Source organism: Micromonospora trifolii (assembly GCF_050516465.1).
GTDB lineage: Bacteria > Actinomycetota > Actinomycetes > Mycobacteriales > Micromonosporaceae > Micromonospora > Micromonospora trifolii.
In genome coordinates, this window is record NZ_CP191526.1 from 3,903,618 (window position 1) to 3,929,245 (window position 25,628).

General features: G+C 71.2%; 25 protein-coding genes. 8 read left to right on the top strand and 17 right to left on the bottom strand.

The annotated features are described in order from the left end of the window. The first annotated feature begins 8 nt into the window (after positions 1 to 8). The 3 genes from ACQRWP_RS18005 to ACQRWP_RS18015 all read left to right on the top strand — a co-directional run bounded on the left by ACQRWP_RS18005 (position 9) and on the right by ACQRWP_RS18015 (position 2,244). A complete protein-coding gene (locus ACQRWP_RS18005) occupies positions 9 to 197 on the top strand; it encodes a hypothetical protein (protein ID WP_430503403.1) in 189 nt (62 codons plus the stop codon). A gap of 65 nt (positions 198 to 262) precedes the next feature. Then, complete coding sequence (locus ACQRWP_RS18010) at positions 263 to 985, top strand: alpha/beta hydrolase (protein ID WP_430496282.1); 723 nt, start codon at positions 263 to 265, stop codon at positions 983 to 985. Between the two features lie 143 nt (positions 986 to 1,128). Then, positions 1,129 to 2,244: an FUSC family protein gene (locus ACQRWP_RS18015; RefSeq protein WP_430496284.1), complete on the top strand. Its 1,116-nt coding sequence runs from the start codon at positions 1,129 to 1,131 to the stop codon at positions 2,242 to 2,244. Between the two features lie 4 nt (positions 2,245 to 2,248). Here ACQRWP_RS18015 and ACQRWP_RS18020 read toward each other — a convergent pair whose 3' ends face one another. The 3 genes from ACQRWP_RS18020 to ACQRWP_RS18030 are packed head-to-tail and all read right to left on the bottom strand — an operon-like array spanning position 2,249 to position 4,899. Continuing rightward, positions 2,249 to 3,193 (bottom strand): hypothetical protein, encoded by a 945-nt coding sequence (locus tag ACQRWP_RS18020; RefSeq protein ID WP_430496286.1) that lies wholly within the window; start codon positions 3,191 to 3,193, stop codon positions 2,249 to 2,251. Further along, positions 3,190 to 3,675: a hypothetical protein gene (locus tag ACQRWP_RS18025; RefSeq protein WP_410816067.1), complete on the bottom strand. Its 486-nt coding sequence runs from the start codon at positions 3,673 to 3,675 to the stop codon at positions 3,190 to 3,192. Before ACQRWP_RS18025 ends, ACQRWP_RS18020 begins: the two co-directional genes overlap by 4 nt. Positions 3,676 to 3,678: 3 nt before the next feature. After that, positions 3,679 to 4,899, bottom strand: coding sequence for a macrolide family glycosyltransferase (locus ACQRWP_RS18030; protein WP_430496289.1), 1,221 nt, complete (start codon positions 4,897 to 4,899; stop codon positions 3,679 to 3,681). 626 nt (positions 4,900 to 5,525) lie between these two features. Between ACQRWP_RS18030 and ACQRWP_RS18035 the strand changes: the two genes are divergently transcribed. Beyond that, positions 5,526 to 6,188 (top strand): C39 family peptidase, encoded by a 663-nt coding sequence (locus tag ACQRWP_RS18035; protein ID WP_430496291.1) that lies wholly within the window; start codon positions 5,526 to 5,528, stop codon positions 6,186 to 6,188. Between the two features lie 68 nt (positions 6,189 to 6,256). Here the strand turns inward: ACQRWP_RS18035 and ACQRWP_RS18040 are convergent, their stop codons facing one another. Then, a complete protein-coding gene (locus ACQRWP_RS18040; RefSeq protein WP_430496292.1) occupies positions 6,257 to 7,021 on the bottom strand; it encodes a DedA family protein in 765 nt (254 codons plus the stop codon). 213 nt (positions 7,022 to 7,234) lie between these two features. Here ACQRWP_RS18040 and ACQRWP_RS18045 point away from each other — a divergent pair, with 213 nt between their 5' ends. Continuing rightward, positions 7,235 to 10,087 carry an aconitate hydratase gene (locus tag ACQRWP_RS18045; protein WP_430496294.1) on the top strand — a complete coding sequence of 951 codons (2,853 nt, stop codon included), beginning with the start codon at positions 7,235 to 7,237 and terminating at the stop codon, positions 10,085 to 10,087. A 77-nt stretch (positions 10,088 to 10,164) separates the two neighbouring features. On the opposite strand, the gene ACQRWP_RS18050 is transcribed toward ACQRWP_RS18045, so the two are convergent. Continuing rightward, positions 10,165 to 10,638: a hypothetical protein gene (locus tag ACQRWP_RS18050; protein WP_430496296.1), complete on the bottom strand. Its 474-nt coding sequence runs from the start codon at positions 10,636 to 10,638 to the stop codon at positions 10,165 to 10,167. 601 nt (positions 10,639 to 11,239) lie between these two features. Here ACQRWP_RS18050 and ACQRWP_RS18055 point away from each other — a divergent pair. Both ACQRWP_RS18055 and ACQRWP_RS18060 read left to right on the top strand, forming a co-directional pair. Beyond that, positions 11,240 to 12,007 carry a Scr1 family TA system antitoxin-like transcriptional regulator gene (locus tag ACQRWP_RS18055; RefSeq protein WP_430496298.1) on the top strand — a complete coding sequence of 256 codons (768 nt, stop codon included), beginning with the start codon at positions 11,240 to 11,242 and terminating at the stop codon, positions 12,005 to 12,007. Beyond that, positions 11,998 to 12,186 carry a DUF397 domain-containing protein gene (locus tag ACQRWP_RS18060; protein ID WP_430496300.1) on the top strand — a complete coding sequence of 63 codons (189 nt, stop codon included), beginning with the start codon at positions 11,998 to 12,000 and terminating at the stop codon, positions 12,184 to 12,186. The genes ACQRWP_RS18055 and ACQRWP_RS18060 overlap by 10 nt, the downstream gene beginning before the upstream one ends. Positions 12,187 to 12,410: 224 nt before the next feature. On the opposite strand, the gene ACQRWP_RS18065 is transcribed toward ACQRWP_RS18060, so the two are convergent. The 9 genes from ACQRWP_RS18065 to ACQRWP_RS18105 all read right to left on the bottom strand — a co-directional run bounded on the left by ACQRWP_RS18065 (position 12,411) and on the right by ACQRWP_RS18105 (position 22,140). After that, positions 12,411 to 13,670 carry an RNA polymerase sigma factor gene (locus ACQRWP_RS18065; RefSeq protein WP_430496301.1) on the bottom strand — a complete coding sequence of 420 codons (1,260 nt, stop codon included), beginning with the start codon at positions 13,668 to 13,670 and terminating at the stop codon, positions 12,411 to 12,413. A 5-nt stretch (positions 13,671 to 13,675) separates the two neighbouring features. After that, a complete protein-coding gene (locus tag ACQRWP_RS18070) occupies positions 13,676 to 14,011 on the bottom strand; it encodes a YciI family protein (protein WP_238681700.1) in 336 nt (111 codons plus the stop codon). Between the two features lie 85 nt (positions 14,012 to 14,096). Beyond that, complete coding sequence (locus ACQRWP_RS18075; protein WP_196924375.1) at positions 14,097 to 14,708, bottom strand: GTP-binding protein; 612 nt, start codon at positions 14,706 to 14,708, stop codon at positions 14,097 to 14,099. Then, a complete protein-coding gene (locus ACQRWP_RS18080) occupies positions 14,689 to 15,075 on the bottom strand; it encodes a DUF742 domain-containing protein (RefSeq protein ID WP_030337267.1) in 387 nt (128 codons plus the stop codon). Before ACQRWP_RS18080 ends, ACQRWP_RS18075 begins: the two co-directional genes overlap by 20 nt. A 5-nt stretch (positions 15,076 to 15,080) precedes the next feature. Next, positions 15,081 to 15,503, bottom strand: a complete 423-nt coding sequence (locus ACQRWP_RS18085) for a roadblock/LC7 domain-containing protein (protein ID WP_030337269.1) — start codon at positions 15,501 to 15,503, stop codon at positions 15,081 to 15,083. 90 nt (positions 15,504 to 15,593) lie between these two features. Continuing rightward, positions 15,594 to 18,155 carry a nitrate- and nitrite sensing domain-containing protein gene (locus tag ACQRWP_RS18090; protein ID WP_430496304.1) on the bottom strand — a complete coding sequence of 854 codons (2,562 nt, stop codon included), beginning with the start codon at positions 18,153 to 18,155 and terminating at the stop codon, positions 15,594 to 15,596. A 124-nt stretch (positions 18,156 to 18,279) separates the two neighbouring features. Continuing rightward, positions 18,280 to 19,896: a prenyltransferase gene (locus ACQRWP_RS18095; RefSeq protein WP_430496305.1), complete on the bottom strand. Its 1,617-nt coding sequence runs from the start codon at positions 19,894 to 19,896 to the stop codon at positions 18,280 to 18,282. Continuing rightward, a complete protein-coding gene (locus tag ACQRWP_RS18100; protein WP_430496307.1) occupies positions 19,889 to 20,806 on the bottom strand; it encodes a terpene synthase family protein in 918 nt (305 codons plus the stop codon). Before ACQRWP_RS18100 ends, ACQRWP_RS18095 begins: the two co-directional genes overlap by 8 nt. Continuing rightward, on the bottom strand, positions 20,803 to 22,140 hold the full coding sequence (locus ACQRWP_RS18105; protein ID WP_430503219.1) for a cytochrome P450: 1,338 nt from the start codon (positions 22,138 to 22,140) through the stop codon (positions 20,803 to 20,805). The genes ACQRWP_RS18100 and ACQRWP_RS18105 overlap by 4 nt, the downstream gene beginning before the upstream one ends. 434 nt (positions 22,141 to 22,574) lie before the next feature. On the opposite strand from ACQRWP_RS18105, the gene ACQRWP_RS18110 reads away from it, so the two are divergent. After that, positions 22,575 to 22,823, top strand: coding sequence for a DUF2630 family protein (locus tag ACQRWP_RS18110; RefSeq protein ID WP_091403743.1), 249 nt, complete (start codon positions 22,575 to 22,577; stop codon positions 22,821 to 22,823). 42 nt (positions 22,824 to 22,865) lie between these two features. Here the strand turns inward: ACQRWP_RS18110 and ACQRWP_RS18115 are convergent, their stop codons facing one another. The 3 genes from ACQRWP_RS18115 to ACQRWP_RS18125 form a co-directional block, all read right to left on the bottom strand. After that, the gene (locus tag ACQRWP_RS18115; RefSeq protein ID WP_430496308.1) at positions 22,866 to 23,798 is read right to left on the bottom strand and encodes a serine protein kinase RIO; all 933 of its coding nucleotides are present in this window, start codon (positions 23,796 to 23,798) and stop codon (positions 22,866 to 22,868) included. 210 nt (positions 23,799 to 24,008) lie between these two features. Next, complete coding sequence (locus ACQRWP_RS18120) at positions 24,009 to 24,653, bottom strand: HAD family hydrolase (RefSeq protein ID WP_430496309.1); 645 nt, start codon at positions 24,651 to 24,653, stop codon at positions 24,009 to 24,011. A 65-nt stretch (positions 24,654 to 24,718) separates the two neighbouring features. Next, a complete protein-coding gene (locus tag ACQRWP_RS18125) occupies positions 24,719 to 25,579 on the bottom strand; it encodes a carbon-nitrogen hydrolase family protein (protein ID WP_430496311.1) in 861 nt (286 codons plus the stop codon). Positions 25,580 to 25,628 lie beyond the last annotated feature (49 nt).

The window sequence follows — 25,628 nt, forward strand, 5'->3', positions numbered from 1 at the left end:
CTAGGCCGATGCGGCAACGAATGCGGTGGTGGAAGGTTCTCGGGCTGGCCGGGCTCGCCGGCGTCGCGGCCTCCGGTGTGGTCATCGCGCGAGCCGAACGGCGTCGGCGCGCGTACACCCCCGAGGAGATCCGGCAGCGGCTGCTGGAGCGGCACGCCCAGGCCGGCGACGCCGCGAAACCCCGCGACCCGGCCTGACCCACCGTCCCCTGTAGATCATCGTTGGGGCAACCGGCCAGGTCGATGATCGATACGATCAGGCCATGACGACGCCCGTCGCACAACGGCCCTTCGTCCTGTCCACCCCGGCCGCGCCGGTCGAACGACACGGCAACGTCGACCTGCACCTGCCCACCGACAGCGGCCCCGCGCCCGCCGTCGTGGTGGTGCACGGCGCTCCGCTGCCACCCGACGCGCCCGACCCCCGCGACTGGCTGCTCTACCGCGGCTACGGCGCGCTGCTCGCCGCGAGCGGCGTGGTCACCGCGCTGGTCAGCTACCAGGTGTCCGACCTGTCGGCGCTACCCGCCGCGGCCGACGACATCGCCGCCATGGTCGAGCAGGTCCGCGCCGATCCGCGGGTCGACCCCGAGCGGGTGGTGCTGTGGTTCTTCTCCGGCGGCGGCCTCTTCGCGGCCGACTGGCTCCGCGTCCCGCCGCCATGGCTACGCGGGATCGCACTGACGTACCCGCTGCTCGTCCCGTTCCCCGGCTGGGAGGTCGACGCTCGGTTCCTGCCGGTCGAAGCCCTCAGCTCCGGCACGGGCGTGCCACTGGTGCTGACCCGCGCCGGCCAGGACATCCCACCGGTCCTGGCCGGCATCGACGCGTTCCTCCCCGCGGCGACCGCCCAGGGCTGGCCGATGCGGGTGATCGAGGTGCCGGACGGCCAGCACTCCTTCGACATCCTCAACCACGGCCCGCAATCCGAGGCAGCCGTTCTGGCCGCCCGCGACGCGGTCCTGGAGCTGCTCGACGCCGGCTGACCCACTCCGCCGGCCCGAACACCCCTCCGCCCGCGGATGCGCAGGCTTCCGCCGGTGCCGCATCAGATTGGGGATCTCTCGCACCCGACGTTCGCCGCCGTACGACGATCGTCAGAGAGCCGGTCGGTGGTGGGGGGTGAGAGGTGCGCGGCAGACGTCGGGGTGCCCGACCGGCGGAGAGTGCGCTGCGCGAGGGCCGGGAGGCCTATGAACGGCTTCGCACCTACCTCATTCTCGCGGTGCAGGCGGGGGTGGCCGCCGGGTTGGCCTGGTTTGTTGCCAGCGACGTGCTGCACAATCCGCAGCCGCTGTTCGCACCCGCCGCCGCGGTCGGCACCATCGCGGCGGCCATCGGTAATCGGGCCCGTCGAACTCTCGAACTTCTCGCCGGGGTGTTCCTGGGGGTGCTGGTCGGAAACGGGATCATACGGTTCATCGGGGCGGGACCAATACAGACCGGTGTGGTCGTGGCACTGGCCATTTCGGCGGCAGCCGTCTTTCGTGGCACCGGAGCCGTCATGGTGCAGGCGGGAAGCACCGCCGTCCTGCTCGGCACAGTGTCTCCGGACCGGCCGGACCTGGCCGTGCCCCGGACGGCGAATGCGCTGGTCGGTGTAGTGGTGGCCATCGTGGTGGCCTTGCTGATTCTGCCGCTCAATCCGGTGCGGATCGTGCACCGCGCCGCTGGTCCGACAGTCGATGCCATCGCCCAGGAGATGACCGCCATCGCCAATGCGCTGGCTCACCGCGACGTGCGGCAGGCCGAGGATGCCCTACAGCGACTGCGAGCGACGGAGGCGTCACGACGAAACACGGCCGACGTGGTCGCCGCAGCATGCGAAGTCGCGATTCTCTCACCGTGGCGGAGGAGACGGCTGGGCATCATGCGTCGGTACGCGCGGGCGGCCGAACACCTGGAACTCGCCTACACCAGCAGCCGCGAGATGGTGCAGTGGGCGGTGTCGGCACTACACGCCGGGGAGACGCTGCCGGCCGGCCTCTCCACGGCGTTCGAGCACTTCGGCCAGGCCTTCAGGCTCCTGCATCGTGACTTCCTGGCCGGACGGGAGCCGGACCGCGCGCGGGAGCGAGCGCTACAGGTGATCAGTGACATCAACGAGGCTTGCGCCGAGGGTGTCGGGTCCTCCGGGGCTGTCGTCGTCTCGCAACTGCGGGTTGTCGTCAGTCAACTGCTCCAGATCTCCGGGCTTCCCCAGAAGGAGGCGAATCAGCAGGCCGGTTTGAACGCCGACGTGTGAGTGTTCAGGGCAGCGGGCCGTCGGTCTCCGCCGTCAGGTTGAGGCGATCCCGGATCAGCGCGAGCACGGTGTCGGTGGTCCGGTCGAGGTGGCTGCGCCCGTCGGGCAGGCGGGCCTCCGGGGCGATGTAGCTGCGGGGACCGATGTGCGTGGCAGGGTCGAGCCGGTGCACGGTGATCTTGCCTTCGCGGTCGGCCCGGTTCCATCCGCTCCAGCGGAACAGCCGCCACCGCTGCGGGAAGATCCAGGTGCCGACTCGTTCGATCCAGTCGCCGGCACTGGTGAGCCGGTCGAGGTGCTGGGCATGGGTGATGTCGTTGGCACCGTTGTGGAACCCACCGAGAGTGATCAGCCAGAGCGGGGTACGCAGTTGGGACCACAGTTCGTTCACCGCACCGCTGGCGACCTGGGCGCCACCGCTGTAGCTGAGCAACACCACGGGTATGCCGCTGTCCGGCCGGTAACCGGCAACCTGGAGTTCGGTGGCGATCTGCGCACCGACGGCACGGTTGTACAGGGGACGGTAGCGGCGGTCGGCGGCGACGAAGATCTGCATCACGTTGTGCAGGAAAAGCAGTAGCCCGATGCGGCGGCGTACCCAGGTCCAGACCGGCCGATCGGCGAGCGGCACGGCGAGCGGGGAGTAGGGCTGCACCTGGCCCAGTACCCGGAGCTCCGGCGCTCGGTTGATCAGGGCCTTGACCAGTCGGCCACCATCGCGGGTGTCGTGGAAACGGCGCTTCCCGATGCCGTCCAGATAGACCAGGTAGGCGGCCGGAGGGCGGTCCGGATCCGCCCCTCGGGCGTAGGACATGCCCTCGGGGCGGGAGATGTTGGGTGTGCGCCATCCTGCGGCGTAGACCAGCACCTCGTAGCGGGCGAGCAGGGCCTCGGCGATCAGCACCAGTCCGAGCCCGCCGAGCAGCAGCAGGAGCGCCAGTCCGATCACGCGACCGGCTCCGGTGCTCGCCTGGTGTTGAGCTTCACGACAAGGCGGCGGACGGCCTCGACGGAGACACCGAGCCCGACTCCCGCGATCGCTACGCAGCCGGCGGCCTCCCACCAGCCAACTCCGGCCACCGTGGCGAGAGCACCGGCGAGGCCGGCCCCCACTCCCACCATGAGCAACAGGTGCAGCAGTGGCCCGAGCAGCGGGAACGCGAGGACCCCGGCAAGCACCAGCGGAACGGCCAGGCCTGGTGTCCAGACCAGGGCGTCGGACGGTGCGGTGGGCAACACCAGACCGGCAACGGCCCACGCGGACAGCGGCCAGAGCGCGAACACCGCGCCGTCGACGATCGCGCCCGCCAGCAACAACCCGACCACCCTCGCGTGCGACACGCCGGACAGGCGTGCCACCACCGGCAGGAGACGCCCGGCGGCCTCGGACAGCCCGGCGACCAGCAGCAGGATGGCGACAATGGGAGACATCGGTCAGCCCGGTGGCGGCAGATCGGCAGAGCCCGGCTGAGCGACCGAGCCGGTCTGCTGCACGAAGTGCTCGAGTACGTCGGCGGCACGCGCGTAGCCGCCCGCCTGACGCTGGGCGACCTGCAGGGTGCTCGCGGCGGCCCGGAATCGAGGCTCGTCGAGCAGACGCTGCGCGAGGGCCCGCACAACCTCCGCCGTGACGTCCTCGGTGCGGATCGACAGGCCGGCATCGAGCTCGACGATGCGGGAAGCCACCAGCAGTTGGTCAGCGCCCTGCGGGACCACCAGCATCGGGGTGCCGGCGTACAGGGCCTCGTTGACGCTGTTCACCCCGCCGTGGGTGATGAACAGCGCCGCGCGGCCCAGCACCTCCAACTGCGGTACGGAACGGTAGGCGAGCACGTTGCCCGGTAGCGGGCCAAGCGCGGCGGGATCGGTGTGTCCGGTGGAAATGATCACGGTGCCACCCAGCGGGGCCAGCGCGTCGGCGAAGGTGCGCAGCAACTGCGGGGCGTCGAACACCGTGCCCATCGAGGCGTACATCACCGGGTCCCGCAATCGATCGACCGGGAACGACGAGTCTGCTCGGCGGGCACCGATGCTCGGTCCGACGAACTGGTAGGACTGGTCGAAACTGTCCGCCTCGGGGTGGAACGCCCGCGAGGTGTAGACCAGGTTGAGCGGCTGACGGATGTTGGCCAGGTCGATCAGGGGCAAGGCGCGTGTGTCGTACCGGCGGCGCAGCTCCCAGCGCGATCTCAGGTACCCGACGCTGGAGCGGGGAAGGGCCGCCGCCGCGCTGAACAGCTCCCAGGAGCCGCGGGTCGGGCTGGGCACGTGCCGGTTGAAGGCGAACGTGGTGAACGACGACGCCGGCGGCACGCCGAGTTCCCGGGCGACCACCGGCCCCCATGGGCAGAGGGAGTCGTGCACGATCAGATCGGGCCGGGTGCCGCGCAGGTCGGTGAGGACGGCGGGCAGCACGCGTACGGCGGTACGCGCAAGCTGCTCCATCACCGTGACGGGCGTCGGCGGGCCGGAGAGCGGTACGTCGTCCCCGTGGTAGAGGAACACCCGCGCCCCGGTGGCCGCGATCTGCTCGGCGTAGGCCGGCGTCGTGTGATAGGTGACGGAGTGACCACGACGAACAAGCTCACCCACAACGGGCAATGTCGGGTTGATGTGCCCGTTCATGGCGATGTTCAGGAATGCCAGTGCGCTCATTGGCCGACCCCGGGTGGGGAAGGAGCCAGAGCCCGGCAAATTGCAGCGTCCATGATCCACCTTTCTCGGTCAGAGCCTAGATGTTGCCTGGCGGCAGCGCGTCGTGGACCAGGTACTCGACTCATCAGCGGCCGGTTCGGATCGTCCGGCGACTGATCAGCCTCGACATCCCGTTGGCGCCGAATCCGGTTTCGTCGTTGGTGGCCCGGCGCAGACCGGCATGATCCACTCGGCTTTCATGAAGTCGGGGTATCCCCGGCACCCAGACCCCGCGACTTCCGGGAACCCGAGTCGATCACCCCGCCATGGCCGCCGTGTCGGGTCCGCCAGCTGGGCGGGGTGGGTGGATTGTCGGGTTTGGCCTCGGGTGTCGGGTGGTCGGGGCCACCCCGGCGGCGGAATCGGCGACCGGGCCGGGTCGTTATACCTGGCAGACCACCGCGACTATCCAGGGTCGTGGGGCGCGGCAGCCGCCGGGAACATCCGCCAGGCCGCCCCGGTTACATCCCCCGCAACGCCCGAGCAGGTCCCCCCGGATCGCCGGCGTCGCCGTGAACTTCCCCCCGCACAACCACCCACCCCCCAGGGGTTGTGTGGGCACCCCCGATGCAGAGGAGCACGCCATCATGCGTACCGATCTGATCCGTAAGACCGCTCTGACCGCCGCCGGCCTCGCGTTCACCGGCGGAGCCATCGCCGGCCCCGTCACCACCGCGTTCGCCGCACCGAGCACCGCCAAGGCGACGACGCAGACCCAGACCGACCGCAAGGGTCACGGTGAGCGGGAACTGGGTGTGCGCTACGAGGCCCAGCCGAACTTCTACTACTGCGGCCCCGCCGCCACCCGCAACGCCCTGTCCGTACAGGGCAAGAACATCAACGTCGACGACATGGCCAAGGAAATGGGCACCACCGAGGCCGGCACCAACTCCATCAACGACATCACCCCGGTCCTGAACAAGGAGACCGGCAAGAACGACGCCTACCGGTCCGTGGAAATCAGCACCCCGGACGCCGACGCCAAGCAGACCGACACCCTGCGCGCCGACGTCGTCAAGACCGTCGACAACGGCCGGGCCGTGGTCGCCAACATCGCCGGCACCAGCACCGACACCGACGGCACCACCCACTCCTACGAAGGCGGGCACTACATCAGCGTCGTCGGCTACCGCGACAACGGCAACACCGTCACCATCGCCGACTCCGCCGACCCCAACCAGGCCGCCTACCAGATCAGCGTCGAGCACCTCGCCGACTGGATCGCCACCCGCGGCTACGCCACCAGCTGACCCCCACACCACGCACACACCGAAGGGCCGGACCCCACCACGGGGCCCGGCCCTTCGGCTTGCCTAAGTCAGTGCTCGTTGCCCGTCCGGACCGAATCGACGCCGGACGCCACCGCAGCCGACCGACCGCCGGGGGCCACCTCGGCCGTCTTGACCCCGGAAGCCACCTCGGCCGTCTCCGCGCCGGGAGGCACCTCGGCCGCCTCCATGCCAGCGGCGCCGTCGGCCGATGTGACGCGGTGGGCGCGTCGGCGCAGCCACCAGGTACTGCCGAGACCGGCGAGCACCGCGAGGACCAACCCGGCCCAGGAGATGTCCTTCAGCCAGTGTTCGGCCGCCCGGCCCACCGAGTAGAGCAGGTACGTCGTGCCGAAGGCCCAGACCAACCCGCCGGCCGCGTTGGCCACCAGGAAGCGGCGGTACGGCACGTGCAGCGCCCCGGCGAGCGGCCCGGCCAAAATCCGCAGCAGTGCCACGAATCGACCGAAGAAGACCGCCCAGACGCCGTGCCGCGCGAAGCTCTGTTCGGCACGGGCGAGCTGCGCCGGGCCGAGGTGCTTGGGGAACCGTCTGCCCAGCCGGGCGAGCAGTGGACGACCGCCGCGTCGGCCGACGGCGTACCCGACGGAGTCGCCGACGATGGCGCCGAACGCCGCCGCGCTGGCCACCCACTCCGGCTCCACCACACCGGTGGCGGCGAGCAGGGCGGAGCTGACCAGGACGATCTCGCCGGGCAGCGGGACGCCCATGCTCTCCACGCCGATCACTCCGGCGACGATCAGGTAGACCACGCCCGGAGGCAGCGCCGAGAGCCAGTGCTGAACGTCGATCACTCGGCACCCCTTCCGAATCGGCCCCGACCCTACCCCGCCGACCCGACGACGCGGCGCGGTCGTTGGCCACCCAACCCGTGACGCCAGGTTGCGCAGATAGCAAGACGGACGTACGGTTTTGTTGGAAGCGGAATCGGGCGGTAAGTGTCACCTAACCTCGGCGGCACCCCGACCGGTGCGACAGACTGCTCAGGACTACTCACGGTCGCTGGTGTGAAGGAGTACGACGTGGCGAGCCTCGACACCTTCGGTGCGAAGACCCAGCTACGCGTCGGAGACGCGAGCTACGAGATTTTCAAGATCGACAAGGTGGACGGCCAGGCCCGGTTGCCGTACAGCCTGAAGATCCTGCTGGAGAACCTGCTGCGGACCGAGGACGGCGCGAACATCACCGCCGACCACATCCGCCAGCTCGGCGGGTGGGACTCCACCGCCGCCCCGAGCGTGGAGATCCAGTTCACCCCGGCGCGGGTCCTGATGCAGGACTTCACCGGCGTGCCCTGCGTGGTCGACCTGGCCACCATGCGCGAGGCGGTGCGTGACCTGGGCGGCGACGCCAGCAAGGTCAACCCCCTCGCCCCGGCCGAGCTGGTCATCGACCACTCGGTCATCGCCGACCTGTTCGGCCGCGAGGACGCGTTCGCCCGCAACGTCGAGCTGGAGTACGAGCGCAACAAGGAGCGCTACCAGTTCCTGCGCTGGGGTCAGACCGCGTTCAACGAGTTCAAGGTCGTCCCGCCGGGCACCGGCATCGTGCACCAGGTCAACATCGAGTACCTGGCCCGCACCATCATGGAGCGCAACGGCCAGGCGTACCCGGACACGGTGGTCGGCACCGACTCGCACACCACCATGGTCAACGGCCTGGGCGTGCTGGGCTGGGGCGTCGGCGGCATCGAGGCTGAGGCCGCGATGCTCGGCCAGCCGGTCAGCATGCTGATCCCCCGGGTGGTGGGCTTCAAGCTCTCCGGCGAGATGCCGGCCGGCACCACCGCCACCGACCTGGTGCTGACCATCACCGAGATGCTGCGCAAGCACGGTGTGGTCGGCAAGTTCGTCGAGTTCTACGGCCCCGGCGTGAGCGCCGTGCCGCTGGCCAACCGGGCCACCATCGGCAACATGTCCCCGGAGTACGGCTCCACCGTGGCGATCTTCCCGATCGACGCGGAGACGATTCGGTACCTGGAGCTGACCGGCCGCGACGCCGCGCAGGTCGCGCTCGTCGAGGCGTACGCCAAGGAGCAGGGCCTCTGGCACGACCCGAACCACGAGCCGGAGTACTCCGAGCGCCTGGAGCTGGACCTCGGCACCATCGAGCCGTCGCTCGCCGGCCCGAAGCGTCCGCAGGACCGGGTGCCGCTGGGCGCCGCCAAGACGCTGTTCCGCTCCGCGTTGACCGACTACGTGGCCGACGACTCCGTCGGTGAGCGTGACCTCAAGCCGGGTGTCCCCCGCGAGGAGCTGCCGCGCGGCGCCAACGGCCCGGCCGACGAGGCCAGCGCCGAGTCCTTCCCGGCCAGCGACCCGCCGGCCAACGAGTTCAGCGACCCGGCCGACGAGCCGCGTGACCTGGAGACCGCGGCAGTCGGCGCGGGCGGCCGGGCCAGCAACCCGATCCGGGTCACCGGCGCCGACGGCGTCGAGTACGAGCTGGACCACGGCGCCGTGGTGATCGCCGCGATCACCTCCTGCACCAACACGTCCAACCCGCAGGTGATGATCGGTGCCGCGCTGCTGGCGCGCAACGCGGTGGAGAAGGGCCTGACCCGCAAGCCGTGGGTGAAGACCACCCTGGCGCCCGGGTCGAAGGTCGTCATGGACTACTACGAGCGGGCCGGCCTCACGCCGTACCTGAACAAGCTCGGCTTCAACCTGGTCGGCTACGGCTGCACCACCTGCATCGGCAACTCGGGTCCGCTGCCCGAGGAGGTGTCCGCCGCGGTCAACGAGCACGACCTGTCGGTGGTCTCGGTGCTCTCGGGCAACCGGAACTTCGAGGGCCGGATCAACCCGGACGTCAAGATGAACTACCTGGCGTCGCCGCCGCTGGTGGTCGCCTACGCCCTGGCCGGCACCATGGACATCGACCTGGCCAACGAGCCGATCGGTGAGGACTCCGAGGGCAACCCGGTCTACCTGCGCGAGATCTGGCCGAACAGCGCCGAGATCCAGGACGTCATCGCCCAGGCGATCGGCGCCACCGGTTTCAGCGCCGCGTACGCCGATGTCTTCGCCGGCGACGAGCGGTGGCAGTCGCTGCCGACCCCGACCGGCGACACCTTCGCGTGGGAGAGCGACTCCACCTACGTGCGTAAGCCCCCGTACTTCGAGGGCATGCAGCAGGAGCCGAGCCCGGTCGTCGACATCTCCGCGGCCCGGGTGCTGGCCAAGCTGGGTGACTCGGTGACCACCGACCACATCTCGCCGGCTGGCGCGATCAAGGCGGACTCCCCGGCCGGCACGTACCTGGCCGAGCACGGCGTGCCGCGCCACGAGTTCAACTCGTACGGTTCCCGCCGGGGTAACCACGAGGTGATGATCCGGGGCACCTTCGCCAACATCCGGCTGCGCAACCAGCTGGTGCCGGGGGTGGAGGGCGGCTTCACCGTCAACCACCTCACCGGCGAGCAGACCTCGATCTACGACGCCTCCGTGGCCTACCAGGAGGCCGGCATCCCGCTGGTCGTGCTGGCCGGCAAGGAGTACGGCTCGGGCTCGTCGCGGGACTGGGCGGCCAAGGGCACGATGCTGCTGGGCGTCCGGGCGGTCATCGCCGAGTCGTACGAGCGGATCCACCGCTCCAACCTCATCGGGATGGGCGTGCTGCCGCTCCAGTTCCCGGTGGACGTCACCGCCGAGTCGCTCGGCCTGACCGGCACCGAGACGTTCACCATCACCGGGGTGACCGCCCTGAACGACGGTGAGACCCCGCGCACCGTTCTGGTCAGCACCGACACCGGCGTGGAGTTCGACGCCGTGGTGCGGATCGACACCCCCGGTGAGGCGGACTACTACCGGCACGGCGGCATCCTGCAGTACGTGCTGCGCCGGATGATCGCCAACTGATCGCGTACAGCTGGTCGAGGGCCGCTCCCGCTTCGGCGGGGGCGGCCTTCGCCGTCCAAGCCGAGGAAGACTCGCAGTCAGAGCGCCCGTAGTCGCTCGGCTACCGCGTCATCCACAGCGCGGCGCGCGTAACCCCGTAACCGCCGCCGCAGGGTGGCCGCCCGAAGCGCGTCCCGCGCGCCGGCCCGCAACACAGCGCTGTCAGCGGCCAGAGCCCCATCGACCTCGGCGAAGAGACTCTCGACCTGACGCATGTCATAACCGCGCAGGGTAACCACGAACGGCAACGGCGCGGTGGCAACTGGTCGCGCCGGTTCGCTCCGGGTGCCCGGCAGCGCGAGCGCAGCCAGCCGTTGGGCTATCGCCGCATCCACGTCCCGGGGAGCGTAACCCCGTATCCGCCGCCGCAGGGTGGCCGCCCGAAGCGCGTCCCGCGCGCCGGCCCGCAACACAGCGCTGTCAGCGGCCAGAGCCCCATCGACCTCGGCGAAGAGACTCTCGACCTGACGCATGTCATAACCGCGCAGGGTAACGACGAACGGCAACGCCATGCGGCCACCATATCGGTCGCCAGTCGCGCCAACGGGGTTGGCGACAGGGGTGAACGCTCAGCGCAGACGTAGTGCGACCGCGCGGGCCTCCTCGTCGGTGAGCGGCAGGAACCAGAGGAAACGGCGGACGATGGCAACCGGGTCGGGGCCGCCCGGCTGGCCGCGCAGGTCTCGGATCGCTCGGCGGGTGATCCGGGAGAACTCGGGGATCAGGGTCGCGACGGGCCGCGTCCGTCGGGGTCGCTCGCAGCGCCGGGCAGGGCCAGTCCTGACCGCAGGCGTCGCACGTCCAGAGCGGGCCGTCGGCGGTGTGCGCGACCGGCGGGCCGCACCGGGACCGCCAGCGTGATTCGGGTACGACGTTCGCCGCGCGACCGGGGCCACGGTACGGAGGGTGCCGGGGTCCGGTCGGGCGGGGCAGGCTCGGCCTGACCGGTGGCGGACCACCCGTCGGCTTCGGGTGGTTCCAGGGCCTGTCCTCGGGCATCCTGTGCTCCCTCCTCGATGCTGTCTACACAGCACACTGCCGAGGGTTGCCAAGCGATCACACCGCGTAGAAGTCTTTCCTTCCGACGTCTGAAACGTTCCGGAGGGGCTGGAGATGAATCGAGCAGTACAGGCGGCGATGGCTGAGCGGGGCCACACAGCGGACAGTCTCGCTGCTCAGATTGGTGTCGATCCGAAGACGGCCGCCAAGTGGGCGAGCACGGGACGAATTCCGCAGACGCGTCATCGCGCACGGGTCGCCGAACTGCTCGGCCGGAACGTCGACGAGCTGTGGCCGGACGCGCTGAAGCGCCGGACGCCGGCCTGGTTCCGACAGTGGGCGGAGATCGAGCGTGAGGCGCTGTCGCTACGGTCGTTTCAGCTCGCGTGGGTACCGGGCCTCCTTCAGACCAAGGCGTACGCGCTGGCGACGCTGGTCGGCAAGGCGCTCACACCGGCCGAGGCCGACGACCTCGCCGAGGCGCGGCTGAGCCGGCAGGCCATCCTGCGCCGGGAACGCCCGCCGCTGCTCGTCGCGGTCCTCGACGAGGGAATCCTCCGACGCACCCTCGACGGTGACCGGGCCATGATGCGCGAGCAGTGCGAGCGGCTGGCCGAGCAGGCCACGTTGCCGAACGTCTCGCTGTTCGTCGTGCCCGCCGACGTCGGCATGTATCCGGGCCTCGGTGGCCCGTTCACAGTGGCAGAGATGCCGGACGGGGCGCGGGTCGCGCACGTCGACAGCCAGGCGCAGGCGCAGCTCATCGACAAGGTTGCCGACGTTGCTACATTCGACCGACGGTGGGAACGCATTCGCGACGGCGCCCTGTCGCGGGCGCAGTCCCTCAATCTGATCAGGGAAGCGGCAGCATCATGGACCTGACCGGCGCTCGGTGGCGTAAGAGCAGCAAGAGTGGCAACAACGGCGGCGACTGCGTCGAGGTGGCCGACAACCTCGCGGGCGTCATCGGCGTACGCGACTCCAAGGACCCGGCCGGTCCGATGCTCGCCTTCGACCCGACGGCCTGGACCCGGTTCCTGGTGTTGGCCAAGCGCGGCTGACCTCTCCCCGGTGGGTGTCCGGGCCCGCCTCGGTGGGCGTCCGGGCCCGCCGGTTCAGGTTCGCGTCCTTTGCTCTGCTTCAACGCACGCAACGACAATGCGCGATATGTGTTGCGTCGAGTGAAGCAGAGCACAGGACGCGACTGAGCCCCCTTGCCCGGAGCCCGGCCGGACCGAAGCCCGGCCAGACCGAAGCCGGACCGGACCGGCCGGCATCCGCCGCCCTACCGGGTGAGTTCGTCGGCCCGGTCGAGCAGCGCACGGCGCTCGGCGGTCGAGTCGACCGCTGCCGCCGCCTCCCGGAACAGCGTGGCCGCGCGTGTCCGGTCACCCTGCCGGGCCACCAGAGCGGCCTGCACCGCCACGGCGAGCGGATAGCCGTCCAGCCCGCCCCCGGCGCGCGCCGCGTCGAGCAGGACCAACCCGGCGGCCGGCCCGTACGCGTAGCCGTGCGCTACCGCACGGTTGAGCGCGATCACCGGCGAGGGGCGGAGATCGGCGAGCGCGTCGTAGGCCCGCGCGATCGTCGGCCAGTCGGTGTCGTCGGCCGAGGCGGCGGTGGCGTGGCAGGCGGCGATCCGCGCCTGCCAGGCGTACGGCCCGTCGTGGCGTACCCGATCGAGGGCGGTCAGGCCCTCGGCGACGGCGCCGCGGTCCCACCGGTCGCGGTCCTGCCGCTCCAGGGTGAGCAGGTTGCCGGCGGTGTCCCGGCGGGCGTCCCGACGGGAGTGTTGGAACAACAGCAGCGCCAGCAGCGCGGCGACCTCGGACTGGTCGGGCATCAGCCGGTTGAGCAGCCGGGCCAGCCGGACCGCCTCGTCAGCGAAGGCCGGTTCGCCGCCGGCGACGTAGCCCCGGGTGAACAGCAGGTACAGCACGGCGAGGACGCCGGGCAGCCGCTCGGTCAGCGCCGGCCCGCTCGGCACCCGGTACGGGATGCCGGCCTGAGCGATGCGGGTGCGCGCCCGGGTCAACCGGCGGGTCATCGTCGACTCGCTGACCAGCAGGAGGCGGGCGATGTCAGCGGTCGGCACGCCGCAGACGGTTCGCAGCGTCAACGCCACCCGGGCCTCGAGCGCGAGCGCGGGATGGCAGCAGGTGAAGATGAGCCGCAGCCGGTCATCCACCACGTCCTGCCCCACCTCGGGCTCGGGGTGCGCGTCATCCGGCGTGAGCAACGCCAGGTCGTGCAGCTTGCGCCGCTCCACGGTGGCCCGGCGCAGCACGTCGATCGCCCGGTTGCGCGCCACCGTCATGAGCCAGCCGCCCGGGTTGGCCGGCACACCGTCGGTGGGCCAACGCTCCAGCGCGACGGTCAACGACTCCTGGGCGCAGTCCTCGGCCAACGCCCAGTCACCGGTCACCCGGATCAGGGTCGCGACGATCCGGGGGTACGCCTCGACGCTGGCGGCCGCGACGGCCTCCGCCGCCACCGCGCCGGCCGGTGCCTGGGTGGGCACCGGCCGGCTTTGCGAGGTGGACAACTCGGTCAGTCGGACAGGTCCGCGAACGGACGCAGTTCCAGTCGCCCTTCGCGGGCCATCGGGTGGGTGCGGGCCACCTCGATCGCCTCGTCCAGGTCGGCGCAGTCGAGCAGGTCGAAGCCCACGATCACCTCGGCGGTCTCCGCGAACGGCCCCTCGGAGACGAGCAGCTCACCGTCACGAACGCGAACGGTGGTGGCCGCGCTGGTCGACGCGAACACGTTGCCGGTCAGGCGGCGGCCACGAGAGTCGTTCTCCGCCACCCACTTGTGGATGTCGGGCAGCTCGGTGGGGTCGGTGTCCGGCTCGGTGTCGCTGCAAACGAACATCATGTACTTCATCTGGTCGCTCCCTGGTTTCTCGGGGTGTCGCCAGCATGACGATCGGCCGGCAGCGTTCCGGACACCCTCCCCCGAAAAACTCTGGTCAGTCTCCGCTGGCGGCGCGGCGGCGGGCCTCGCGGGTCTTCATGGCGTGCTCCATCAGCGTGACGAGCACCTCCTTGCTGGACTCACGCTGCCGGGCGTCGCAGAGCAGCACCGGCACACCCGGGTCCAGGTTCAGCGCGGCCTGCACCTCGTCGAGCCGGTACTTCCGGGCGTCCTGGAAGCAGTTGACCGCCACCACGAAGGGCGTACCCCGACCCTCGAAGTAGTCGATCGAGGGGAAACAGTCGGCGAGCCGGCGGGTGTCGGCCAGCACCACAGCGCCGATCGCCCCCAACGCCAACTCGTCCCAGACGAACCAGAACCGGTCCTGCCCCGGCGTACCGAACAGGTACAGCACCAGGTCGTCGCTGATGGTGATCCGGCCGAAGTCCATGGCCACGGTGGTGGTGGTCTTGCCCTCCACCCCGGACAGGTCGTCGATGCCGACCCCCGACTCCGTCAGCACCTCCTCGGTACGCAACGGCCGGGTTTCGCTGACCGCGCCAACCATGGTCGTCTTGCCCACGCCAAAGCCGCCCGCGACCAGGATCTTGATCGCGGTGGGCAGTGGCGTCGCTCCCGCCGGCCGGTCAGAGTGCCCGTAGTCCATTGATAACCGCCTCGAAGATGCTGTTGTCGGGAAGACCGGCCGTGGTCTGCGGCTCGCGGACCTGCACCAGGCTGCGGGCCGCCAGATCACCGAGAAGCACCCGGATGGTGCCCACCGGCAGGTCGAGATGGGCGGCGATCTCGGCGACGGACTGTATGCGTTGGCACAGCCCGACGATCGCCAAATGCTCAGGACCGAGACCGACCTCGGGCGTGACCTCGGCTCGGGTCGCCGTGACCAGGGAGATCAGGTCGAAAGTGCCGGTGACCGGGCGGGCCCGACCACGCGTTACCGCGTACGGACGTACCACCGGACCCGCATGGTCGTCCACCCACTGATGGTCTGCGGACTCTCCCTGGACCGTCATCGCCGCTACCTCTCGCCGACCTGCTGATCAGTGCCGCGCGACGGCGATGCGACGTACTTGCCGACGCGGGTGACCAGCATCGCCATCTCGTAGGCGATCAGACCGACGTCGGCGTCCTCGGTGGCCAGTACCGCCAGGCAGGCGTTGCGGCCGGCCGCGGTGACGAACAGGAACGACGACTGCATCTCGATGATGGTCTGCTGCACCTGCCCACCACCGAAACGCTTGCCGGCGCCCCGGGCGAGGCTCTGAATGCCGGCCGCCATCGCTGCGAGGTGCTCGCCGTCGTCCCGGCTCAACCCCTGGGAGGAGGCCATCAAGAGGCCGTCGGTGGAGAGCGCGACCGCGTGTTCGGCCTGCTTCACCCGGCCCACCAGGTCATCCAGCAACCACGTCAGGTCGGCACTCGAAGCCGTCTTCTGGGTCACTTCGTCGTCCTCTTCTCGCCCGGCTGTGCGCCGTGTTCGTCTGGGGCTTGACCGTCACACCGCGCGGAAACCCGCGTCGTCGGTGCTCGGTCAGGTCGCTTGTGGATCCTCGTCGGTCGGCTCGGACGGCGTCGCAGCCGGGGTGCCGGAGGCGCCGCCGCCGAGCAGCCGAGCCGCGTCGGTCCGCCCACGCCGGGTGCCGGTCTGGTAGGAGCTCATCATCCGGCGAACCTGCTCCGGTGGGCGCACCACATCCTCGTCGTCGGTCTCGGACACCGCCGGGTCGTCTCGCAACTCGGGCACGATGTTCGCCTGTCGGACCCGGACGGGCAGGCCGGAGTCGGTCCGCTCCGCCTCGGCGCGGGCGGGCGTCGGGCCAGCGTCACCGGCCGGGGCCGGCTCCCCGTCGGGGGCCTCCGGGCGGGTGCGGTCGACGGCGGGCAGGCCGGTGGGCACGGTCGGGGCTTCCAGGGCTGGCTGAGCCGGGCCGCGCCGGGTGCGGGTGGGCAGGTCGGGGGTGCCGGTTGCCGGGGTGGTCCGCTGTCGGGTGGGAAGCACGCTGTCCGCCTCGGCCTCCTCGTCCGTCGCCGGTGCGGTGGTGTCAGCCGGCACCGGGACCGCCGAGGTCACCGCCGCCTCCGGCGCGGTGGTCGTCGGCGCGGCGAGCGCGACCGGTGCGAGGGACGCCGGACGGCCGCTGTCCGTGGCGGGCGCCGACGGCATCGGGATGGCCGAGCCGGCCCGGAACGAGCCCGAGTCGTCCGGGGAGGCGCCGGTCTCGGTGACCAGCTCCAGCGGGATCAGCACGACCGCGGTGGTGCCGCCGTACGCGGACTCCTTGAGTCGTACCCGCACGCCGTGCCGCTCGGTCAGCCGGCTCACCACGTAGAGCCCCAGGCGGGCGGCGTTGGCGAGGTTCAGCTCGGACCGGTCGACGATGCGGTGGTTCGCCGCGGCCAGGTCCTCCTCGCTCATGCCGAGGCCCCGGTCCTCGATCTCGATGGCGAACCCGTTGGAGACCAGCTGACCGCGGACCTCCACGGTCGTGTGGGGCGGGGAGAACGACAGGCCGTTCTCGATCAGCTCGGCGAGCAGGTGGATGACATCGCCGACCGCCCGGCCGGCGAGCGAGACCGGCCCGAGCGGCAGCACGTTGACCCGGGTGTAGTCCTCCACCTCGGCCACGGCGCCGCGCACCACGTCGACCATCGGGACGTTGCGCCGCCACGCCCGACCGGGGGTGGAGCCGGAGAGCACGATCAGGTTTTCCGCGTTGCGCCGCATCCGGGTGGCCAGGTGGTCGACCCGGAACAGGTCCTCCAGCTCCTCCGCGTCGTGCTCGCGACGCTCCATCGCGTCGAGCAGGGTGAGCTGGCGGTGGACGAGCGCCTGCGTGCGTCGGGCCAGGCTCAGGAAGACCTCGCGGACGTTGCGACGCAGGTCGGCCTGCTCGACGGCGGTGCGCAGGGCGGTCTCCTGAACCGCGTTGAACGCCTTGCCGACCTGGCCGATCTCGTCGGTGCCGAACTCCAGCGGCGGCGCCTCGGTGGCGACGTCGACCTCCTCGCCGCGCCCGAGCCGCTCCACCACCCGGGGCAGCCGCTCGTCGGCGAGCTGCCAGGCGGCCTCCCGCAGCCGGTCCAGCTGGCGCAGCAAATTCCGCGCCGTGGTGATCGAGACGACGACGGAGGCGATGACGGCGAGCAGACCCAGGCCGGTGGCGAGCACCAGTCGGACGACGACCATCACGGCGACGCCGGTGGCCCGGTCCACGATGCCCTCACCGCCGGCGGTCACGACGTCGTTCACCTCGGCCAGCGCCGGCTCGACAGTGCCCCGCCACTGCTCGGCGCCGACCGGCAGCTGGGTCGACGGCCGGCCCTCGCGGATGATGCTGTCCTGCACGGCGCGCAGGCGGGTGAACGCCTCACCCTCGACGAGCTGTTGGTAACGGCGCTGGTCGGAGTCGGCGAGCCGGACCCGGGTCTCCTCACCGACGAACCGCTCCGAGCCGACCAGCGCGACGTAGCGGGCGTACTCGGCGCCGCTCATCCGACCGTTGCCGAAGAGGCCGCTGAGCAGCGCGTCCTCTTGGGAGATCAGCTCCTTCATCCGGTTGAGCTGGATCAGGGCCGCGGCCTCGCCAGCGATCTGCTTGTCGTCAAGGCTGCCCGTCACGTCGTAGATCTGGAAGATCGACTCGATCGCGTCGGTGTACGCCTCGGCGGCGGCGATCCGGTCGATCTTGCGGTCCAGCACCTCGGCTCGGGTCCGCTCCAACCCGTTGACCTCAGCGATCGTCATATCGAGCTGCGTGTCCAGTGCGGAGCTGCCGGCGATGTCGACCTGCCAGTTGCGCACCGAGGCGGCGAAGTCGGCGGCCAGCTGCGCGGTCTTGCGCTGCTCGGCTTCGAGCGCCGTCCGCTGCGCGGCCTCGGGGTTGCTCAGGTACGCCTGGGTCAACCGCCGCTCCACCTGGAGCTCCTGCAACAACGGCTCACTCGGCGTGTAGACCTTGCTGTTGAGCAACTGGACACCGAGCAGGTTGAAGCCGTCACGCAGGGTCACCCACGCCGCGAACATCCAGAGCGCGACCAGGGAGAGCAGCAGGGCGACAACCTTGGTGCGGATACTCGTACCGCGAGAACGCATTGAACCGTCCCAGGCCGGGCGTTGACTCAGCTCATCAACGAATGATCAGAGGGGGCGACGTCCCACCACAGCGGGGCATCCGGGGCTGAGGCTCTGCGTACGCTAGCAGTGTCCACACAACCCCTCAAGTTGCTGTTTTTGTTGACTGGTAACCGCAATCCACCACCGATCGGTCCACGCTCGGTGCACGATTGCCTACCAGCCGGCAGGCCGCGAGCACCGTGGCGCGAACGATGACGGTCGGACAGTACAGCTCCTTGCCGTACCACAGTGGAGGATGCTCCCGGGCGGCGGATTCGTGCAGGTAGGCGTGCCCGCGCGCCACGGCGTCGTCGACCCGCGGCACCGTCGTCGGCACCGTCAGCAGCACCTGGAGGGCGTACGCGGTCTCCTCGGCGGTGCCGGCCCACCGCCCCCACGAACCGTCCGCGCGCTGGCTGTTCAGCACCCAACCGGCCGCCCGATCCACCGCCTCGGCGGCGGCCGCCCCCCGCCCGAACTCGGCCAGTGCCAGCACGCAGCAGGCGGTGGCGTAGTACGGCGAGGCGTGCCACCGGTCCTGCCAGGCGCCGTCCGCGCGCTGGTGCCCGGTCAGCACCGTGCTCAGCCGGTCGACCGCCCGGTGATAGCGCGCGTCCGCGTCCGGGTACCGGATCAGGTGCTGGCCGAAGGCGTCCAGCACGTGGGCGTTGGTGGTGACCGAGAAGCCGTCCTCCCCCGGCCAGGTGCAGAAACCGTCAGCCGTCTCGTACGCCCACAGGCTGGCCGGGTCCGCCGGATGGCCGAGCCGGGCCAACGCGTCGAGGGACACCGAGGTGGTGTCGGCGTCGGTCGGCAGGCCGTCGCCGGTGGCGATGCCCTGGCCGGCGGTGGCAGCGGTCAGGCTCTCCAGGACGGCGGCCGGCGGGTTGATCGTGATCCCGGCGCGACGCAGACCGCTCAGCACCCAGGCCCGCTCGAAGACGGTGATCGGCGCCGGGCAGGGCACCGGACCGCCGCCGTCGCGGATCAACGCCCGCAGGAAGGCGTGCGCGGCGGGGCCGGCGGCCGGGCCGGCCGCGGTCAGCCAGGCCGCGGTCGCGGCGGGTGAGGCGCCGACCGCGGTGAGCGTTGGGCCGGCGTCGGTGGGTGTCGCGTCCAGGATCTCGTAGAAGTGGGCCAGCTTCGGTGGCAGCGTCGCTCCGGCGGCCACAGCGGACCGCACCGCGCGCAGCCGGTCCCGGTTGAGCCCGGTGGGCAGCGGCAACGGCGGGCGGGGCAGGCGGGCGGCGGTGGCCCGCTCCAGCCGGGCGAGCCGGTCGTTGATGGTGTCGACCAGCGCCGGAACGATGAGGTCCAGCGCGGGGGTGTCCGGCAGAGTCCGGGCGTCGGTGGGGAGCAGCGTGCCGACGAGCGCGCCGAGCCCACGGGCCACCGGGGCGAGCAGTTCCGTCCCGGCCCTGCCGTCGGCCAGGGCCGCGAGCAGCGCGTCGGTGGCGCTCAGCGTCGGCACCAGGGCGTACCCCTCGGGTGGGCCCCACGCCCCGTCCGGGCGCTGACTGCGCAGCAGGAACGCGATCCGCTGGTGGTGCCCGGTCAGCCAGGGAGCGACGGCGACCAGCCGCCCGGTCTCGTACACCGACGCGGCGACCTGCCCCCACGGCCGCAGACCAAGGCCGGCGATCAACTCACGGGCGGTGGCGGCGACCGGGTCGGCGGCGGTAGCCGCGTCGGCGAACACCCGGGTGGCGCCGTCACTCATCGCGGGCGCCCCAGAAGTCCGACAGTTGGTAGAAGCCGCCGGTGAAGGAGATCTGCCGGTTGAGGTAGTCCGCCTGGCGGGGGCACCGCTCGGCGAGGGCGGCCAGGTCCCCCCGGGACCGTGCGGTCAGCTCGGCCAGCCGGTCGTGCACCTGCGCCGGGTCGTCGACCAGCGAAAGGGCGTTCAGGTCACCCCATTCGGCGTCCCGACCGTGGGTGGCCAGGTCGTTGACCAGCCGCAGTACGCGCTGCACGCCACGACCGGCGTCCAGCAGGTCGGTCAACTGGGCGAGGGTCTTCTCGTCGCCGGTGGCGATCCAGTGGGTGACGTTGACGAAGGAACAGGCGAGATTGTCGGCGTTGTCCAGGTAGCGGTCCAGGTCCGGCAGGCGCCGGCCGGTGGTCGGGTCGGTCGGCAGGTGCTTCCAGTCCCACTCCCGCGCCACGGCGGCGAGCATCCGGGCCAGCTCGTCGCGCCAGATCGGCCGCAGCCGGACGAACGCCGGCACGGTGGTCAGCTCGTCGCGCAGGTCGGCCAGGAGTCGGGCCAGGTGTCGCCCCGGTGGCGGCGCCGCGCCGTCGGCCACCGCGAGGCAGTCGGTCACCACCTCCCGGACGTCGTCGACGGACCGCGCGAGGTAGTCGACCTGCCAGTCGGCGGCGAAGACCCAGAGCAGGGTACGGGTGGTGATCCGCAGTTCCGCGGCGGTGTGCCACGGCGCGGTGAAGGCGATGGCGGTGGCCACCGAGCTGAGCAGCGCCGGGTCGAACGGCGCGGCGTCGAACAGCTCCGGGTGCGCGGCGGTGACGTTCTGGAGGTCGCGTACGCCCCGCACGGCGAGCGCGCACACCCGGCCCTGTTCGGCGACCGCGTCCTGACCGGCCCGCGCCGGTCGCGGGGTCTCGGTCACGGTGCGACCGGGCGCTCGACCGGGGTGAGGATGACCTCGGCCCGCTGCTTGGGTTGCAGCGAGGCGCCCATCCGAGGGGTGAGGTCGACCGGTTCGCGCAGCCGGAAGCGGTAGCGGCTCAGCACGGTGCTGACGATGAGCTGGGCCTCCAGCAGGAACAGGTACTGCCCGAGGCACTGGTGCGGGCCTCCGCCGAACGGGAAGTAGGAGTAGCGGTAGCGTCGCCGGGGCAGCTCCGGCGCGAACCGCTCCGGGTCGAAGAGCGCCGGGTCGGTCCAGAACGTCGACATCCGCTGGGTGACGTACGGACTGACCAGCACGGTGCCGCCGGCCTTGATCCGCACCCCGCCCAGTACGTCGTCGCCGACCGCTGTGCGCGGGATCATCCAGCCGGCCGGGTAGAGCCGCAGCATCTCGTCGAGGACCATCCGGCCGTAGCGCAGCTGGGGCAGGTGCTCGCGGCCGACCCGTTCGGCGCCGACAACCCGCTCGATCTCGTCGGTCATCCGCTCGGCCACGTCGGGTCGGGACGCCAGGACCGGCCAGAGCCAGGAGAGCAGGGCGATGGTGGTCTCGGTGGCGGTGGAGAACATCGCGACCACGTCGCCGCGGATCGCGTACTCGTCGGGTTCGCTGCCGTCGGCGCGCGGCCGGCAGAGCGTGGAGATGATGTCGTCACCGTCGGTGGGATGGGCCCGGGCCTCCCGGATGATCGGCAGCACCACCTCGTCGATGGTGCGCACCGCGTCGCGGAAGCGCCGGTCGCCGGGCATCGGCACCGCGTACGGCACGGCGGGCATCAGCAGCCGGGGGAGCATCGCGGTGGTGACGGTGTCCAGCGCGGCGCTGATCCGCAGGGCATCGGGGACCGAGATCCGGTCGGCGAAGAGCACCCGCATGGTGGTGCGCAGGACGATCCGGGTCAGCTCGGCGCCGCCGTCGATCGGGCGACCGGCGAGGGCCGGTTCGAGCCACTCGTCGACCGCCTCGTTGATCGCCTCGGCCATCTTGTCGACGAGCGTCTCGGCCCGCTTGGCGGTGAACAACGGTTGCAGCGCGCCTCGGCTGGACTCCCAGATCTCACCCTCGGCGACCAGGATGGCGTCACCGACGATTCGACGCACGGGTCGCCAGAGCAACCCGTCGCCGTCCCGGGTGTAGTTGGCAACGTTGTCCCGCAGGACGCGTTGCAGGTGCTCAGGATGGCTGACCAGATAGGGGCGGAACGAGCCGAGGTTGAGCCGGACGACGTCGCCGTCGGCGTCCTGCGCGAAGTCGACGAGCGCGCCCAGCGGATCGCGTACCAGTGCCGGCAGAACGCGTCGTAACGGGATTGTCCGGGGCTCGATACTGACGGTGGCGGGGCGCGCCTCGGACACCTGCGACATCGAACCACGTCTCCTCGTCGTCCCGGCGACCGCAGCGGTCCACTTCGGTCGGGCGGGTTGATGAAACTTTCACCTTCTGGGCCGACGGAAGCATCTCACCAAACGAAGGGCACCTCCAGACTTGCGGACGGCGCAATTTCCATCTAAGCGCGTGCACACTCATCGATGTTTTCGCCTTGCTCAAATCCTGAATGGATATTCAGGCGCAGCAACCCCGCCGGGTGGGCCGACCAACCAGCGCGGCCGCAGGCCACCGACCCGGCTGCGGCATCGGCACCGGACGGGCGGTGTCGGGCTGGCCGGTGCGGGTCGGTGACCCGGGACGCACCGGTACCCCCGAATCCGGGCGATGCCCGGCACCCTGTGCCAGGCTCTGTGGCATGGACGACAAGACCATCCTGAACCGGATCTCCGAGCTGGTCGACGAGGAACACAAGCTGCGTGCCGACGCCCAGGCCCACGAGTCGGGCACCGAGGGCGAGGCCAGCGAGCGACTGCGTGCCCTGGAGGAGTCCCTCGACCAGTGCTGGGACCTGCTGCGCCGCCGACGGGCCGCCCGGGAGACCCACGGCGACCCGGACGCCCAGGGCGAACGCCCCAAGCCCGAGGTGGAGCGCTACCTGCAATAGCCGACGTGGCGGGTCGGGCGGTGGCCGCCCGACCCGCTCCGATCAGCGCAGGCCCGCCTCGTGCAGCAACTCCCGGGTCAACAGGCCGGGGTCGACCTGCTCGGCGGGGAGACCCCGGGCCGCGAACCAGGCGCCGACCACCCGCACATCGCGGGCCAGGAACTCAGGCCCCTGTGGGTTCGCCACCACGTCGACCACCTGCGGCAGGTCGATCACGACCAGCCGGCCCTGGTGCACGAGCAGGTTGTACGGCGACAGGTCGCCATGCGCGTAGCCGGCCCGAGCCAGCACCCGCAGCGCCTCCACCAGTTGGGCCCACAGGTCACGCAGCTCGGTCGGGCCGGGCCGCAGCTGGGCCAGTCGGGGTGCCGCCTCCCCCGACTCGGCGTCACCGACGAACTCCAGCATCAGCTCGGTGCCCCGCACCTGCACGGGGTACGGCACGGCGATCCGGTCGTGCCCGGCGCCGATCTCCCAGAGCCGGCTGAGCGCGGCGAACTCGGCCGCCGCCCATTGACCGGCGATCATCTGCCGGCCGAACGCCGTCCGGCCGGCCATTGCCCGGTTCTCCCGGGACCGGCGCACCCGACGGCCCTCCAGGTAACCGGCATCGCGGTGGAACAACCGGTGCTCGGGATCGCGGTAGCGTTTCACAGCGAGCAGGCAGGACCGGTCGGTGTCCGGCACCGCCCGACGGACCAGGTGGACGTCCGCCTCCTTGCCGGTCTTCAGCACACCCAGCTCGGTGTCCTTGGCTGCCAACTCGGTGACCAGCCAGGTGGGGTACGGCTGTGGTCCGTGCACGGCGTCGTCCCAGGACGACCAGCGCTCGCCGGTGTCCGGGTCGGGCTCGCTGTCGGGGTCTGCGAGCGGCTCGGTGGGCCGCCCGCGCTTCAGAAACTGCGGTTCGTCGTCGTCGAAGCGGCTCTTGCCGCGGCTTCGGCGCTCGAGCGCCGGAAGGTCATGATCGCGCACTGTGGTGAGGTTCCCTTGGTCGAGGCTGAGATAGGCAGCTGGAAGCGACCTGCGAAGACGGCCATGACCGACCCCCTCTCCTCGACCGGGCACACGCCCGGGATGCACCATGCGCGGACAATGCTCGTACCACCACGTCCGCCGGTCAACCGAATTACCGGGCCGCCACCCGAACGGCCGCTCCGACGCACGCCACCAGCGGGGAAACCCTCAGCGGGCCAGGACGGTGGCAACCGCGGCGATCAGCCCGTCCACGGTGCGGCTCGGCGCGAACCGGACGTCCGTCCAGGTGCGCCCCCGGTGCAGCCAGACGCTGGGCAGCCCGACGGCGGCGGCGCCGCCGATGTCCGCCTCCGGGCTGTCACCGATCACCCACGCCCCGCGCAGCGGCATCCGGACCCGCTGGGCGGCGAGCGCGAAGATTCTCGGGTTGGGCTTGCTGACGCCGGCCTCCTCGGAGATCACCCAGTCCGCGACGTACTGGTCCAGCCCGGTCTGGCGAATCTTGGCGTCCTCGACGCGTACGGTGCCGTTGCAGACCACCACCGGCACCCAGCCGGCGTCGTCGGCGATCCGCAGCGCGCAGGCGGTCAGCGGGTCGAGCCGGGTCTGCGCCACCACCCCATCGTGCAGCTCCTCGACCAGGTCGATCGAGGGAATGCGCAGCTCGTAGCGGTCCCGGATGGCGTCGGCGAGGTCCCAGCGGTCGGTCAGACCGTCGGCGTCGATCGAGACCAACCAGTCGATGTCGGTGTGGGGCGCGCCGATGCTGTCCAGGAAGCGCTCACCCCAGCGGCGGAACGGCCCGGCCCGATCCAGCAGGGTGTTGTCCAGGTCCAGCAGGAGCAGTGGCACTCGGGCACCCTACGGGACCGACGTGTCCGCCAACAGATGCGGCGGCTATCGACCTGACGAAGGGCTCAGCCAGGCATCGACAGCCGCGGGCCGCCCTGGTCCGACAGCCGATCGACGAGCATCGAGTGAGCCGCCCGGGTGGCCGCGAGCACGGCGGGATCCAGCGTCGCCACCAGCACCGCCGTGCCGTCGTCCGCCCCGCGAGCCAGCACCCGCCCCTCGGGGTCGTAGATGGCCGCGCCGCCGTTGAACCGCCACGGGTGGACGCCGCCGACCGCGTTGGCGAAGACCACGAACATCGTGTTGTCCAGGGCACGCGCCGCGTAGTAGAGGTCCCGGCGGTGCTCGGAGCCGGCCAGGTATCCGCTGGGGCACAGGTAGGCGTGTGCGCCGTCGAGGGCGGCGGCCCGGCCGTGCTCGGGGAAACAGCCGTCGTAGCAGATGCCCAGCCCGAGCCGCCAGTCGTCGACGAGCAGCGTGGCACCCCGCTCGCCGGGGGTGAACAGCTCCCGTTCATCGCCCCACAACTGCTGCTTGTCGTATCCGACCCGCACCTCGCCGGTCCGGTCGACCACCAGCGCCGCGATGGTCCGCCGGCCGTCGGGGTGCCGGACGGCGGCGCCGACCAGCGCGGTGACGCCGGCCTCGCGCGCCGCGACGCGCAGCGGGTCGAGCCGGGGATCCGCGACCATCCCGGCCGAATCGGCCGCGACGTCCGTGCCGGCCGGGTCGGCGGCGAGGACCGGTGGGTGGTACGCGCAGAGGAACAGCTCCGGCAGGACGGCCACCCGGGCGCCCCGCTCACCGGCTCGGCGGACCAGGTCGGCGGCGATGACCGCGTTGCCGGCGACGTCGCCCGGCGTGGGGGTGGCCTGGACGGTGGCCACGGTCAGCGGGGAGCTGGGCAGGGTGCGGGGCTGGGTCACCGGGCGATGGTAGTCGACGACATCCCAAGCCGTACGTACGGTTTGCATG